Source organism: Pseudotabrizicola formosa, assembly GCF_002900965.1.
In the GTDB taxonomy this organism is placed as follows: domain Bacteria; phylum Pseudomonadota; class Alphaproteobacteria; order Rhodobacterales; family Rhodobacteraceae; genus Pseudotabrizicola; species Pseudotabrizicola formosa.
The window spans coordinates 303,389-317,847 of the sequence record NZ_PJOM01000002.1; the positions used below are offsets into that span (position 1 = coordinate 303,389).

The window sequence follows — 14,459 nt, forward strand, 5'->3', positions numbered from 1 at the left end:
TCAGCACAACGCGCTGATCTTGTCGGGGCGAAAGCCCGCCCAATGATCGCCGCCCGCCATCACCACCGGCACCTGACGGTAGCCAAGCGCCGAGACCCGCTCCAGCGCATCGGCATCCTGCGACAGGTCGATCACGGTGTAATCGACCCCCAGATTGTCGAGCGCGCGGTAAGTCGCCACGCATTGCACGCAGGATGGTTTTGAATAGACGGTGATGGTCATTGCCCTGTCCCTTTTTTGGCCTGTGCCGAACGGGGGAAGGGGCGACACCAAAGCATGGCCCAGAGGCCCTGCCGGATGCACGCCACCGGGCCCACCGCCCGCGTGTCTGTTCTGTTCAGGCAGGTCTCCTGGCTTGCGGCCATGGCCCTGATGCCCCGCCTTCCCGGCCGAACGGCCAGTGACGTTTGGGGCAGGCTTGCCGCCTACAGTTGCGGGGGCAGCGCCGGCATCGACCGGACTTCCCTTTTCATCCCTTTCCCGTTCCCGAGTCGGGGACACCTGAACATCTGCATATAGGGGCTAGGGGTGCCGGGCTGTCAATATCTTGTTTATGGTTGACAGCTATTCTATTCCGCCGCCAGGGCCGGTGTGGCTTGGGGAACATAGTTGAGGATCGGCCCCAGCCAGCGTTCCACCTGATCCACCGGCATCTGCTTGCGGGCAGCATAGTCCAGAACCTGGTCCTGTTCCACCTTTGCCACGCCGAAATAATAGGCCTGCGGATGGCCGATATAGAGCCCCGACACCGATGACCCCGGCCACATCGCCATGCTTTCCGTGAGCCGCACGCCGGTGGCGGCTTCGGCATCCAGCAGCTTGAACAGCGTGGTTTTTTCGGTGTGGTCCGGCTGTGCCGGATAGCCGGGCGCGGGGCGGATGCCCCGGTACGGCTCGCCGATCAGCTCGTCGGGGGCAAGGGATTCGTCCGGCGCATAGCCCCACAGCTCGCGCCGGACCTTTTCATGCATCCGCTCGGCAAAGGCCTCGGCGAAACGGTCGGCCAGTGCCTTGACCAGAATCGCGTTGAAATCATCATTGGCACGCTCAAAGCGTTCGGCAATCGCCACTTCCTCTATTCCCGCCGTCACCACAAAGCCGCCGACATAGTCGGTCGTGCCGATTGGGGCCACAAAATCGGACAGCGCCACATTGGGGCGGTCGTCACGTTTGGTGACCTGCTGGCGCAGCGTGTGCAGGGTGGCAAGGGGGGCTGCGCGCGTCTCATCGGTGAACAGGCTGATGTCATCGCCCACGGCATTGGCGGGCCAGAACCCGACCACGGCACGGGGGCGGAACCATTTTTCCGCGATGATCTGCGCCAGCATCGCTTGCGCATCGGCAAAAAGTGCGCGGGCGGCGGCACCCTGCGCCGGATCGTCGAGGATTTTCGGATAGACGCCTTTCAGTTCCCATGTCTGGAAAAACGGCGTCCAGTCGATATAGCGAGCCAGTTCCGCCAGATCCCAGTCCTCAAAGACCTTGGTGCCAAGGAAGGAGGGGGCGGGAACATGATAGCCGTTCCAGTCGATCTTCATTGCATTGGCGCGGGCCGCGGCCAAGGGCAGGCGCTTCTTGGCCAATTCGGCGCGGGCGTGGTTTTCGGCCACCTTTTCATATTCGGCGCGCAGGGTTTCCACATAAGATACAGTCTGATCGGGGGAAAGCAGGGCGGAGACAACCCCCACAGCCCGGCTGGCATCGGTGACATAGACCGTCTGCCCGCGCGCGTATTTCGGGTGGATCTTCACCGCCGTATGCACGCGGGACGTGGTGGCCCCGCCGATCAGCAGGGGAATGTCGAACCCCTCGCGCTCCATCTCGGCGGCCACATGCACCATTTCATCTAATGAAGGCGTGATCAGGCCGGACAACCCGATGATATCGACCTTTTCCTCGCGCGCGACCTGCAAAATTCTGGCCGCAGGCACCATCACGCCAAGGTCGATGATGTCGTAATTGTTGCAGGCCAGCACGACGCCCACGATGTTCTTGCCGATGTCATGCACATCGCCCTTCACCGTGGCCATCAGCACCTTGCCCGCGCTCTCGCGCCCGGTGCCGCCCGAAAGGCGCTTTTCCTCTTCCATATAGGGCAGCAGCACGGCCACGGCCTGTTTCATCACGCGGGCGGATTTGACCACCTGCGGCAGGAACATCTTGCCCGCCCCGAACAGGTCGCCCACCACGTTCATCCCCGCCATCAGCGGGCCCTCGATCACATGCAGCGGACGGTCGGCCTGCAACCGCGCTTCCTCGGTATCGGCATCGATGAATTCGGTGATGCCATTGACCAGCGCATGTTCCAGCCGCTTTTCCACCGGCCAGTCCCGCCATTTCAGGTCGCGTTCCTTCGCCTCACGCGCGCCGGTGGATTTGAAGCGCTCGGCAATTTCCAGCATCTGCTCGGTCGCTTGCGGTGTGCGGTTCAGCACCACATCCTCGCAGGCGGCGCGCAAGTCCGGGTCGATGCTGTCATAAACCGCCAACTGGCCTGCGTTGACGATGCCCATATCCATCCCCGCCTGAATGGCGTGATAAAGGAACACGGCATGCATCGCCTCGCGCACCGGTTCGTTGCCGCGAAAGCTGAACGACAGGTTGGAGACACCGCCCGAGACATGCACATGCGGCAGATCGGTGGTGATGCGGCGGGTGGCGTTGATGAAATCGACGCCGTAATTGTTGTGCTCCTCAATCCCCGTCGCCACGGCGAACACGTTGGGGTCAAAGATGATGTCTTCGGGCGGAAAGCCGATGCCCGTCAGCAGGGCATAGGCGCGGGTGCAGATCTCCACCTTGCGGTCTTCGGTATCGGCCTGACCCTGTTCATCAAAGGCCATCACCACGACCGCCGCCCCATAGGCGCGGCACAGGCGGGCCTGATGCAGAAAGGCGGCCTCGCCTTCCTTCATGCTGATCGAATTCACGATCGGCTTGCCTTGCACGCATTGCAGCCCGGCCTCGATCACCTCCCATTTGGACGAATCGATCATCACCGGCACGCGGGCAATATCGGGTTCCGCCGCGATCAGGTTCAGGAAATCGATCATCGCCTGACGCGAGTCGATCAGCCCCTCATCCATGTTCACGTCGATGATCTGCGCGCCGTTTTCCACCTGATCCCGCGCCACGTCGAGGGCTGCAGTGTAATCGCGGTTGGTGATCAGCTTGCGGAACTTGGCCGATCCGGTCACATTCGTCCGCTCGCCCACGTTCACGAAGGCGATGTCGCGGGTGAGTGTGAAGGGTTCCAACCCCGACAGGCGCATCAGGGGCGGCTGCTCGGGGATGGCGCGGGGCGGGTATTTGGCCACGGCTTGCGCGATGGCGCGGATGTGGTCGGGGGTCGAGCCGCAGCAGCCGCCGACGATGTTCACCAGACCGTCGCGGGCAAACTCCTCGATCTGCGCAGCCATCACTTCGGGCGATTCGTCATATGCGCCGAATTCATTCGGCAGCCCGGCATTGGGATAGGCGCAGATCAGCGTGTCGGCGGCGGCGGAAAGCTCGGCCAGATGGGCGCGCATCTCGGCCGCGCCCAGCGCGCAGTTCAGCCCGATGGTCAGCGGCTGCGCATGGCGCACCGAATGCCAGAAGGCGGTCGGCGTCTGGCCGGAAAGCGTGCGGCCCGAGCGGTCGGTGATGGTGCCCGAGATCATCACCGGCAGGCGGACCCCGCGCGCGGCAAAGGCCTCTTCACAGGCGAAGATCGCGGCCTTGGCGTTCAGCGTGTCAAAGATCGTCTCGATCAGGATCAGATCGGCCCCGCCGTCGATCAGCCCGCGCAACTGCTCGGCATAAGCTGCGCGCAATTGGTCAAAGGTCACCGCGCGGTAGCCGGGATTGTTCACATCCGGGGACATCGAGGCGGTGCGGTTGGTGGGGCCAAGGGCACCGGCCACAAAGCGCGGGCGGCCATCTTCCGCCGTGGCGCGGTCAAGCGCCTGCCGGACCAGCCGCGCGCCGTGGAAGTTCAGGTCATAGACCAGATGCTCCAGCCCGTAATCGGCCTGCGCGATGGAGGTGGAGGAAAAGGTATTGGTCTCCACGATATCGGCACCCGCGCGTGCATAGGCATAGTGGATATCCTCGATCGCCTGCGCTTGCGTCAGGATCAGCAGGTCATTGTTGCCCTGTTGCGGATGGGGCTTTTCGCCGAACATCGGCGGGTGGCAGGCGCAGCCCGCGCCATGGGCGGTGAACTCTGCCTCGCCAAAGCCAAGGCCCTGGATCTGCGTGCCCATGGCCCCATCAAGGATCAGGATCTTTTTCCGCGACAGGGCGGTGATCTGGTCAAAAACCGGGGATCTGACGGGCGTGGCGGTGGTCATGGCGTTCCGATCAAATGGCAAAGGGCACCTCAAGGATGCCATATGCCACTTTAGGCCGCCTGCCCACGTGACGCCAATTCATATTGCGCAGGAAGATTATGCGCGGCGTTCATATTGCGCGCCGCGCTGCTGGCTCAGGTCTTGTGCGGCAGGGTCGAGGGCGCGCCGCCTTCAAAGCGGTTGCCATTGGTGTAATCGCAAGGCGCTTCTTGCATCTGCAGATGCAGGCCCGTGCCGGTATAGGGATGGGCACGCGCGACATCCTCGTCAAAGTCGATGCCCAGACCGGGGGCCTCGGGCGGCAGGATGTAACCGTTTTCCCAGATGATGGAATTGCGGATCAGCTTTTGGTGGAAGGCCCCGCCCGTCTCGATCGTCTCGGCCATCAGCAGATTGGGGATCGACGCCGCCAGATGCACATTCGCCGCCCATTCGACAGGTCCGGCATAGAGATGCGGGGCCATTTCGGCATTGAACACCTCGGCCATGGCGGAAATCTTCTTGGCCTCCCACAGACCGCCCACCCGCCCCAAGGCCGGTTGCAGGATCTTGACCCCGCCATGACGCAAGAGCGCGCCGAATTCGGCCTTGGTGGTCAGCCGCTCGCCGGTGGCCAGCGGGATGCGCACGGCGCGCGCGACCTCGGCAAATTCCAGCAGGTTGTCGGGCGGGATGGGCTCTTCGTACCACAGCGGATTGTAGGGCTCCAGCTCACGCCCCAGCCGGATGGCGCCAGCGGTGGTGAACTGGCCATGGGTGCCAAAGAGCAGGTCTACCCGGTCACCCACCGCCGCGCGGATGGCGCGGCAGAAGGCGACCGAGCGCGAGATGTCGGACATTGCAGGCTGATGCCCGCCGCGCAGGGTATAGGGGCCGGCGGGGTCAAACTTCACGGCCGTGAACCCCATCTCCATGAAGCGGACCGCAGCCCCCGCGGCGGCGTCGGGATCGACCCAGAACTCGGGGTCTTCATTGCCGGGCTCGGGGTAGAGGTAGGTATAGCTGCGGATGCGGCTGTTGATCTTGCCGCCCAGAAGCGCCCAGACCGGCCGGTTGCGGGCCTTGCCCAGAATGTCCCAGCAGGCAATCTCCAACCCTGAAAACGCCCCCATCACGGTGGGGTCGGGGCGTTGGGTGAAGCCGGAAGAATAGGCGCGACGGTACATCAGCTCGATGTCTTCGGGCGAGGAGCCTTCCATGTGGCGGGCAAACACATCCTCGATCACCGCGATCATCGCCTTGGGGCCGACGGTGGAGGCGTAGCATTCGCCGTAGCCGACGAGTCCGCAGGCGGTGGTCAGCTTTGGGAAGATCCAGTAACGCCCGCCCCAGCCGGGGAAGGGCGGGGCCACGACGAAGATTTCAAGCGCGGCGAGTTTCATGCCAGTGGTCCTTTTGCGGCAAGCGCCGGGGGACTTTGCGTCCCCCGGACCCCCTGCAGGATATTTAAGAACAGATAATGAGGATAAGGGGCGTTTCAGGGTCTGGCAAAGGTATTTGCGACACTTTCTGCCGCAAACGGGCGATCAGGCGGGGTGGGGGCGGCGCAGGCGCGGACCGAGGACATGCAGGGCCACGCAGGCCAGCATCAGGGCGGCGGCCAGCAGGAAGGGCGCGCCGGGGGCGTAGACCGGGGCACCGGGCGCGGTGAAGGCGCTGAAGGTGGCGGTCATGATCAGGGGCGAGGTGATCATGGCGATGGCATTCAGGCTGGACAGCACGCCCTGCACCTCGCCTTGCGCATCGGCGGGTGCGGCGCGGCTGGCGATGGCTTGCAGCGCCGGGGTGACAGCGCCGCCAAGGGCGGTGACGGGCGTGAGCATCAGGGCGAGAACGGGCGAGGTGACGAGGCCGAGCCCGGTCAGGGTGATCACATCGACCCACATGCCGTAATGCGCCGCGCGGTGTTCGCCAAAGCGGCGGATCATCGGGCCGACCAGCAGGGCCTGGCCCAGGGCAAAGCTGATGCCATATACCGCCAGCGAGACGCCGACCATCTGGCTGGACCAGCCAAAGCGGGCCTGGCCGTAATAGGCCCAGATCGCCGGGTAGACATTCATCGCGATGCCAAGGATCAGGAAGCAGGCCAGCGTCAGGCGCAGACCGGGCAGGCGGCTGACGGCGCGCAACGCGCCCAGCGGATTGGCGCGGCGCAGGCTGAAGCGGCGACGGGTGGCGTCGGTCACGGTTTCGGGCAGGACCAGCAGGCCGAAGAGCAGGTTGGCAAAGGCCAGCGCCGCGGCGGCATAGAAGGGCGCGCGGGTATCCACCCCCGCCAGCAGCCCGCCGATCAGCGGCCCCAGCACGAAGCCCACACCGAAGCCTGCGCCGATCAGCCCGAACCGCGCTCCGCGCTGATCGGGCGGGGTGATATCGGCGATATAGGCAATGGCGGTGGAATAGGTGGCTGCCGTGATCCCCGCCACCAGCCGCGCGATCAGCAACAGCCAGATCGTGGGGGCAACCGCCATCACCAGATAGTCGAGCCCCATCACCAGCAGCGATACCAGAAGCACCGGTCGGCGGCCAAACCGGTCTGACAGCGCGCCAAGGATCGGGCCGAACAGGAACTGCATCACCGCATAGGATGTGGCCAGCACCCCGCCCCAGAGGGCGGCATGCGCCAGATCCTGCCCGGTGACGGCGCGGATCAGATCGGGCATCACCGGAAAGATCAGCCCGATCCCGATGGCATCCAGCGTCACCGTGGCGAGGATGAAGCTCAGCGCGAGCCTTGGCGTGGCGGTCACTTCGGGGCCCGTGCGGCTTGGGCGATGTCGTGCAGGCGCTGGGCCAGGGCCTCGGGGCAGGCGAAGAACGGCGAATGGGAGGCGGCCAGGGTGCTGCGATTTGCCTCTGGCACGGCCTGTTCCATCACCGCCTGATACTCGGGCGGGATGGCGCGGTCCTCCAGACAGCGGATGTAATGCCGGGGCAGGGACTGGCTGCGCTGGGTCAGCGTGAGGGCGGTTTCCTGCGGCGTGATCGGCTGCGGGGTCAGGCACAGGCTGGCCAGGGCCTGCGCCTGCGGGTCGCAGTCGTGGTAGAACAGCGCAGCGGTCTGAGCGGGGTCGAAGCTGAAGGCGCCGCCCGCCTTGTCCACCCGGATCGCCGGGGCCAGCGGCTGGCGGGGGCCGGCGCGGCGCATGTCGCCCAATGTCATCCCCGACACCGGCGCATAGGCGCAGAGGTAGACCAGGGCGGCCATATGGATGGGGTCATGTTCGGCCGCGGCGGTGATCGCATAGCCCGCCATGGAATGGCCGACCACAATCGTCGGGCCGGTCACTGCGGCACAGATCGCCTGCGCATAGCTGTCAAGCGTCACCGCCTGCGCCGGCGTGCGGTCGCGGCCATGGCCGGGCAGGTCGATGGCGCGGGCGGTGTGGCCCAGGGCGGCAAGCGCCGGGATCACCCGGTGCCAGCACCAGGCCCCGTGGCAAGAGCCGTGGATCAGCAGGAAGTCAGACATGGCCGATACTCTCCAGAAAGTCGTGCAAGACGGTGGCATCGGTCTCCGGCTGATCCAGCATCGGCAGATGGCCCGCCCCGCGGATCAGCTGGAACCGGCTGCCAAGGATCAGATCGGCGGTTTCCCGGACCAGATCGGGCGGGGTGGCCCCATCGCGGATGCCGGCAAGCGCAAGGGTGGGCAGGGTGAGCCCGGCGGTGGGCGTGTAGAAATCAGTGCCGGCAAGCGCCGCCGCAGCCCCCCTCCAGCCTTCGGGATCGGTGGCCAGCAGCAGGGCGCGGGCCTGCGCCAGCGCCGGGGCATCGCGCCACTGGCGGCCAAACCACCGCTCCAGCGTGGTGTCGGCGATGGCGGCGATGCCACCTGTGCGCACCGCATCGCTTTGCGCCTGCCATTGTGCGGCAAGGCCAATCCGGGCTGCGCTGTTGCTCAGCACCATGGCGCGCACCAGATCCAGCCGCTTGACCGCCAGACCCTGCGCGATCATCCCGCCGAGCGAATGGCCGACCACCACCGCGTCGCGCAGGCCTGCCTGCGCCATCACCCGTTCGACATCATGGATCAGCGCACCCATCGCATAGGGGCCTTGCGGCACATCCGACAGACCGTGCCCGCGCAAGTCCAGCCGCAGGAGGCGATGGCGGGGCAGCCGTGCTGCCACCGCATCCCAAAGCCGCAGGCTGGTGCCAAGCCCGTGCAGCAACACGACCGGGGGCGCGTTGTCCGGTCCGGACAGGTCCATGTTCAGCCGCAGGTCGGGAAAGAACGCCAGCGCCATGGCTCAGCCAAACCGGGCCAAGGCGTCGCGGAACAGGGCCGGGTCGGCATTGCCGCCGCTTGCCACACAGATCACCGGATCTTTCGTTTCCGCAAACAGCGCCGCCGCCAGCGCCACGGCCCCCCCGGGTTCCAGCACGAGCCGCAGGTGGGCAAAGGCCAGCACCATCGCCTGCAGCGCCTGATCATCGGTGACGGTGATCCCCGGCCCGGCCAGACGCTGCAAGACCGGAAAGGTCAGCTCTCCCGGGCTGGGCGTCAGAATCGCGTCGCAGACCGAGCCTGTGGTCGCAAGATTGCGCAGCCTCTGCCCCGCCGCCAGGGACCGCGCCATGTCGTCAAATCCGACCGGTTCCACCGTGCGCAAGCGCAGGCCCGGGGCCTGCGCCTCCAGCGCCAGCGCGATCCCCGCCGAAAGCCCGCCCCCGCCACAGCAGACCAGGACATCGGCGGCATCAATGCCCGCCGCGCGGGCTTGCGCCGCAATCTCCAGCCCCACGCTGCCTTGCCCGGCAATCACCTGGCGGTCATCAAACGGCTTGATCAGCACCAGCCCGTGCTGCGCGCACAGCGCAGCCCCCAGCGCATCGCGGTCCTCGGTGGCGCGGTCATAAAGCACCACCTTTGCCCCATAGGCTTGTGTATTGGCGATCTTCACCTGCGGCGCGTCCGATGGCATCACCACCACGCAGTCCAACCCGTGCCGTGCGGCGGCCAGCGCCACGCCTTGGCCGTGATTGCCCGAGGAATAGGCCAGCACGCCCCTTGTCCCCGCAGGCAGGGCCGATACCGCCGACCACGCGCCCCGGAACTTGAACGAACCGGTCACCTGCAGGCATTCCGCCTTCACAAACACCTGCTTGCCATAGGCGGCATCCAGCAGGGGCGCGTTCAGCAGCGGTGTGATCCGCGCCTGGCCCGCAAGACGCGCCGCTGCGGCTTCGATCATCGTGATGTTCATGCGCAGGCCCTCAGGAAATCATGGATCACCGCGACGGCCTCCGGCTCATCCAGAAACGGAATATGCGCGCGGTCGGGGACCTCGGCAAAGATCATGTCGGGGCGGCGCTGACGCATCTTATCCGCCGTGGCCCGCGACAACAGATCGGAATTTGCCCCCCGGATCAACGCCAGCGGCAGCCCGGCACAGGTGTCGAACAGTGGCCACAGATCGACCGGCGGCCCTTGGAACGCCGCCAGAAACGCATCCCGCAGCGCCGGATCATAGGTGATGCGCAAGCCTTCGGGCGTTTCGCGGTAATGCAGGCGCGCCTCTTCCAGCCAGCGGCTGGCCGGCACATCCGAAAAGCCCGGCATCACGCCCGGCAGGGCTGCCGCCAGCGCCGCATGGGTCTTTGCTGACGGATTGCGCCCCACATAGTCGAAAATCCGCTCCAGCCCCGGGCGGTGGATCTCTGGCCCCACATCATTCAACAAAAGCCCCAAAAGGCGCGGCCGGGCCACCGCCGCCAGCATCATCCCGATCAGCCCGCCGCGCGAGGTGCCGATGACCGCCGCACGCTCTACCCCCAGATGGTCGAGCAGCGTCACCGCATCGCCCGCCTCGACCGGCACCGTATAGGTCTCGGCCCCGGTCCAGGCACTTTGCCCGCGCCCCCGGTAGTCCATCCGGATCAGCCGGCACGGCGGCAGGTGCGGCTGCATATAGTCAAAATCGCCCATGGTCCGGGTCAGCCCGGACAGGCACAGCACCGGCAGACCCTCGCCCTGCTCGTCATAGGCCAGACGCGCGCCATCCGGTGCAGTGAAAAATGCGGTCATCGGCAGGCTCCTGTGGTCCATCGCGGCGGGGCATATCCCCGGCAGCAGATAAAGCCCAAGCGCGCCTTGCCCGCAAGTTCCCATGCACAGGACAGGACTGTCGCGCCCTGCCGCGCCCCCGTTCCAGAGACGCTCCCCAGAGCCGCCCGCAGAGATCACTGGCGCGCCGGGCGGCACGGGGCGCGGCAAATGGGGCGCTTGCCCCGGTGGCGCGGGTTGCCTAAACCCGCAGCACAACAAGGCAGGACGATATGGCACGCACACCCACAGTGACCGAGGACCGCGCAAAATCGAAACAGGTCGGTGCGCTTGCCGGGCTTTTGCCCTTTCTCTCTCCCTACCGGCCTTTGCTGGTGCTGGCGCTGCTGGCCTTGGTGCTGACCGCCGCTGTCAGCCTTGTGCTGCCCTTGGCGGTGCGCCGGGTGGTCGACAATTTCAATGCCGATGTGGTGATCCTCGACCAGTATTTCGGCGCGGCCATCATCATCGCCGGGCTGTTCGCCTTTGGCTCGGGCATGCGCTATTATCTTGTGACCCGCCTGGGCGAACGGGTGGTGGCCGATATCCGCCGCGCGCTGTTTGACCGGGTGCTGATGCTGTCGCCCGCCTTCTTTGAACGCATCATGACCGGCGAGGTGCTCAGCCGCATCACCACCGACACCACGCTGATCCTGTCGCTGATCGGGTCTTCGGTTTCCATCGCGCTGCGCAACAGCCTGATCCTGCTGGGGGGGTTGGTACTGATGCTGCTGACCTCGGCCAAACTGGCGGGGCTGGTCTTGCTGATCGTGCCGGTGGTCGTGGTGCCGATCATCATCCTGGGGCGCCGGTTGCGCACCCTGGGGCGCGAAAATCAGGACTGGATCGCCTCGTCTTCCGGCTCGGCCTCCGAGGCGCTGTCTTCGGTGCAGACCGTGCAGGCCTTCACCCATGAAGGCCAGACCCGCGCCGCCTTTGCCGAGGTGACGGAAAAAAGCTTTGCTTCGGCCAAGACCCGCATCGGCACCCGCGCCGTGCTGACGATCTTTGTGATCTTTCTGGTGTTCACCGGCATTGTCGGCGTGCTGTGGATGGGCGCACGCGATGTCCGCGCCGGGGCGATGACCGCCGGAGAGCTGATCCAGTTCGTGATCTATGCCATCATGGTGGCCGGATCGGTGGGCGCGCTGTCTGAAATCTGGGGGGAATTGCAGCGCGCCGCCGGGGCCACCGAACGGCTGGTGGAACTGCTGCACGCCACCGATCCGGTGAAAGACCCTGCCCAGCCCAAGGCGCTGCCGCGCCCGGTGCGCGGCGACATCCGCTTTGATGCGGTGACCTTCCGCTATCCGGCCCGGCCCGACGCTTCGGCGCTGGATGCGGTATCGCTGCATGTCCGCCCCGGCGAGACGGTGGCGCTGGTCGGCCCCTCCGGCGCGGGCAAGACCACGATCCTGCAACTGCTCTTGCGCTTCTATGATCCGCAGCAGGGCGCGGTGCGGCTCGACGGGGTGGATCTGCGCGATCTGGACCGCACCGATTTCCGCCAGTCGCTGTCGCTGGTGCCGCAAGACCCGGTGATCTTTGCCAGCTCGGCCCGCGACAACATCCGCTTTGGCCGGCCCTCTGCCAGCGATGCCGAAGTCGAAGCCGCCGCCCGCGCCGCTGCGGCACATGACTTCATCAGCCTGCTGCCGCAGGGCTATGACACCTATCTTGGCGAACGCGGCGTCATGCTGTCGGGCGGGCAGAAACAGCGCATCGCCATCGCCCGCGCCATCCTGCGCGACGCGCCGGTGCTGCTGCTGGACGAGGCCACCTCGGCGCTGGATGCCGAATCCGAACGGCTGGTGCAATCGGCGGTCGAAACCCTGGCGATCGGCCGCACCACCCTGGTGGTGGCGCACCGCCTGGCCACCGTGAAACGGGCCGACCGGATCGTGGTCTTCGATCAGGGCCGCATCGTGGCCCAGGGCAAGCATGATGATCTGGTGGCACAGGGCGGCCTCTACGCCCGCCTCGCCCGCCTGCAATTCACCGATGGCGCGGCCTGACCGGCGCAGCCCCATGGCCACCGCCGCGCCCTGACGTTGCGTTGCCACCCGTCACCCGCGCTTGGCAAACCATCCGTTTGCCCACATGTTGGGCGCAGGGAAGACAGGCCCCGCGTCAACGGGGCTGCGCAGGACCACAGGGGAGGGGACCAATGGGAAAATTCGTCACGCGTGAGGATATCGCCGCGACCGAGGCCGAGATGCCATGGGCCAAGCGCCCGGTGGCGCGCACGATTCATGAGGCGATCAGCGCGGCCAAGGCCAGCCACGGCCAGCGCCCTGCGCTGAGCTATCAGCTGCTCTCGGGCCCCGACACCCGCCGCGACACCCTCACCTGGGCGCAATTCCACGCCCAGGCCACGCAGGCCGCCAACCTGTTCCGCAGCCTGGGCGTGGGCGAAACGGATGTGGTGGCCTTTGTGCTGCCCAATACGCTGGAAACCGCCGTGACCCTGATCGGCGGCGCGGTGGCGGGGATCGTCAATCCGATCAACCCGCTGCTGGAACCCGAACAGATCAGCGCCATCCTGCGCGAGACCAAGGCCAAGGTGGTGGTCACCCTGCGCGCCTTTCCCAAAACCGATGTGCCGCAAAAGGTGGCCGAGGCGGTGCGCCATGCGCCTTCGGTGAAAACCGTGCTCGAGGTGGATCTGGTGCGCTATCTGTCGGGGGCCAAGAAATACATCGTGCCGCTGATCCGGCCCAAGAACCCCACCAGCCACACCGCCAATGTGCGCAACTTCGCCACCGAACTGGCCCGGCAGCCTGCCGACCGGCTCACCTTTGCCGACGAGCCGCGCGACCGTGTGGCCGCCTATTTCCACACCGGCGGCACCACCGGCATGCCCAAGGTGGCGCAGCACAAGGTGTCAGGCATGATCTACAACGGCTGGCTGGGACATCAGCTGTTGTTCAAGCCCGATGATGTGGTGATGTGCCCGCTGCCGCTGTTCCATGTCTTTGCCACCTATCCGATCCTCATGAGCATGATTGCATCAGGCGCCCATGCGGTGTTCCCGACCCCGGCGGGCTATCGTGGCGACGGGGTGTTCGACAATTTCTGGAAACTGATCGAACGCTACAAGGCCACCTATATGATCACCGTGCCCACCGCGCTGTCGGCGCTGATGCAGCGCCCGGTGAATGCGGATATTTCTACCTTGCGCAACGCCTTCTCCGGCTCCTCGCCGCTGCCGGTCGAACTCTACAACCGCTTCAAAAAGGAAACCGGGGTCGAGATCGTCGAGGGCTATGGCCTGACCGAATGCACCTGCCTGGTGTCGATCAACCCGCCCGATGGGGTAAAGAAGATCGGCTCGGTGGGTCTGCCCTTCCCCTATACCCATGTCCGCATCCTGATCCAGACGCCCGAAGGCTTCCGCGAATGCGGCGTGGATGAGGTGGGGGAAATCTGCGTCGCCAACCCCGGCGTCTATGAAGGCTCGACCTATACCGAGGTCGACAAGAACAAGGATCTGTTCGCCGAAGGCCGCTTCCTGCGCACCGGCGATCTGGGCCGCATCGATGCCGATGGCTATCTGTTCATCACCGGGCGGGCCAAGGATCTGATCATCCGCGGCGGCCACAACATCGACCCCGCCATCATCGAAGAGGCGCTGATGGGGCATGAGGCGGTGGCCGTGGTCGGCGCCATCGGTCAGCCAGACGCGCATTCGGGCGAGTTGCCCGCGGCTTACGTCGAACTCGTCAAAGGCTCCACCGCCACCGTGGCCGACCTGATGGAGTATGCCAGCAAACACATCCATGAACGCGCGGCCCTGCCGAAATACATCGAGATCCTGCCCGAAGTGCCCAAAACCGCCGTCGGCAAGGTGTTCAAGCCCGACCTGCGCCGCATGGCCATCACCCGCGTCTATGATGCCGCACTGGAACAGGCAGGCATCCCCGCCCGCGTGGCACTGGTCACCGAAGACAAGAAACGCGGTCTGGTCGCCAAGCTGAGCAAATCGGGCGAGGTCGAGGACGCCAAGGTGACCGAAGCGCTGGGCGGCTTCACCAGCCCATGGGACTGGGCGGCCTGAGCCCTCCCGGCCCGGGCGG

General features: G+C 65.9%; 10 protein-coding genes and 1 riboswitch. Of the genes, 2 read left to right on the forward strand and 8 right to left on the reverse strand.

What is annotated here, in order from left to right:
- The 8 genes from nrdH to CXR43_RS05540 form a co-directional block, all read right to left on the reverse strand.
- Entirely contained in the window at positions 1 to 222 is a 222-nt protein-coding gene (gene nrdH / locus CXR43_RS05505; RefSeq protein WP_103333064.1) for a glutaredoxin-like protein NrdH, read from the reverse strand.
- Positions 223 to 323: 101 nt separating this feature from the next.
- A riboswitch (cobalamin riboswitch) is annotated at positions 324 to 520 on the reverse strand.
- A gap of 49 nt (positions 521 to 569) precedes the next feature.
- Positions 570 to 4,334 (reverse strand): methionine synthase, encoded by a 3,765-nt coding sequence (gene metH, locus CXR43_RS05510; RefSeq protein ID WP_103333065.1) that lies wholly within the window; start codon positions 4,332 to 4,334, stop codon positions 570 to 572.
- Positions 4,335 to 4,468: 134 nt separating this feature from the next.
- Entirely contained in the window at positions 4,469 to 5,716 is a 1,248-nt protein-coding gene (locus CXR43_RS05515; protein WP_103333066.1) for a mandelate racemase/muconate lactonizing enzyme family protein, read from the reverse strand.
- 144 nt (positions 5,717 to 5,860) lie between these two features.
- Positions 5,861 to 7,084, reverse strand: a complete 1,224-nt coding sequence (locus CXR43_RS05520; protein ID WP_103333067.1) for a TCR/Tet family MFS transporter — start codon at positions 7,082 to 7,084, stop codon at positions 5,861 to 5,863.
- The gene (locus tag CXR43_RS05525) at positions 7,081 to 7,806 is read right to left on the reverse strand and encodes an alpha/beta fold hydrolase (RefSeq protein WP_103333068.1); all 726 of its coding nucleotides are present in this window, start codon (positions 7,804 to 7,806) and stop codon (positions 7,081 to 7,083) included. The genes CXR43_RS05520 and CXR43_RS05525 overlap by 4 nt, the downstream gene beginning before the upstream one ends.
- Positions 7,799 to 8,584 carry an alpha/beta fold hydrolase gene (locus CXR43_RS05530; RefSeq protein ID WP_103333069.1) on the reverse strand — a complete coding sequence of 262 codons (786 nt, stop codon included), beginning with the start codon at positions 8,582 to 8,584 and terminating at the stop codon, positions 7,799 to 7,801. The genes CXR43_RS05525 and CXR43_RS05530 overlap by 8 nt, the downstream gene beginning before the upstream one ends.
- A gap of 3 nt (positions 8,585 to 8,587) precedes the next feature.
- Complete coding sequence (locus tag CXR43_RS05535; RefSeq protein ID WP_103333070.1) at positions 8,588 to 9,544, reverse strand: threonine ammonia-lyase; 957 nt, start codon at positions 9,542 to 9,544, stop codon at positions 8,588 to 8,590.
- The gene (locus tag CXR43_RS05540) at positions 9,541 to 10,365 is read right to left on the reverse strand and encodes an alpha/beta fold hydrolase (protein ID WP_103333071.1); all 825 of its coding nucleotides are present in this window, start codon (positions 10,363 to 10,365) and stop codon (positions 9,541 to 9,543) included. Before CXR43_RS05540 ends, CXR43_RS05535 begins: the two co-directional genes overlap by 4 nt.
- 251 nt (positions 10,366 to 10,616) lie before the next feature.
- On the opposite strand from CXR43_RS05540, the gene CXR43_RS05545 reads away from it, so the two are divergent.
- The gene (locus tag CXR43_RS05545; protein WP_103333072.1) at positions 10,617 to 12,398 is read left to right on the forward strand and encodes an ABC transporter transmembrane domain-containing protein; all 1,782 of its coding nucleotides are present in this window, start codon (positions 10,617 to 10,619) and stop codon (positions 12,396 to 12,398) included.
- Between the two features lie 152 nt (positions 12,399 to 12,550).
- Positions 12,551 to 14,440 carry an acyl-CoA synthetase gene (locus CXR43_RS05550; RefSeq protein WP_103333073.1) on the forward strand — a complete coding sequence of 630 codons (1,890 nt, stop codon included), beginning with the start codon at positions 12,551 to 12,553 and terminating at the stop codon, positions 14,438 to 14,440.
- The last annotated feature ends 19 nt before the right edge of the window (positions 14,441 to 14,459 follow it).

Excerpts from the sequence above, each read along its gene's own strand:
- nrdH (WP_103333064.1), bottom strand. The coding sequence starts at position 222 with ATGACCATCACCGTCTATTCAAAACCATCCTGCGTGCAATGCGTGGCG.
- metH (WP_103333065.1), bottom strand. The coding sequence starts at position 4,334 with ATGACCACCGCCACGCCCGTCAGATCCCCGGTTTTTGACCAGATCACC.
- CXR43_RS05515 (WP_103333066.1), bottom strand. The coding sequence starts at position 5,716 with ATGAAACTCGCCGCGCTTGAAATCTTCGTCGTGGCCCCGCCCTTCCCC.
- CXR43_RS05525 (WP_103333068.1), bottom strand. The coding sequence starts at position 7,806 with ATGTCTGACTTCCTGCTGATCCACGGCTCTTGCCACGGGGCCTGGTGC.
- CXR43_RS05530 (WP_103333069.1), bottom strand. The coding sequence starts at position 8,584 with ATGGCGCTGGCGTTCTTTCCCGACCTGCGGCTGAACATGGACCTGTCC.
- CXR43_RS05535 (WP_103333070.1), bottom strand. The coding sequence starts at position 9,544 with ATGAACATCACGATGATCGAAGCCGCAGCGGCGCGTCTTGCGGGCCAG.
- CXR43_RS05540 (WP_103333071.1), bottom strand. The coding sequence starts at position 10,365 with ATGACCGCATTTTTCACTGCACCGGATGGCGCGCGTCTGGCCTATGAC.
- CXR43_RS05545 (WP_103333072.1), top strand. The coding sequence starts at position 10,617 with ATGGCACGCACACCCACAGTGACCGAGGACCGCGCAAAATCGAAACAG.
- CXR43_RS05550 (WP_103333073.1), top strand. The coding sequence starts at position 12,551 with ATGGGAAAATTCGTCACGCGTGAGGATATCGCCGCGACCGAGGCCGAG.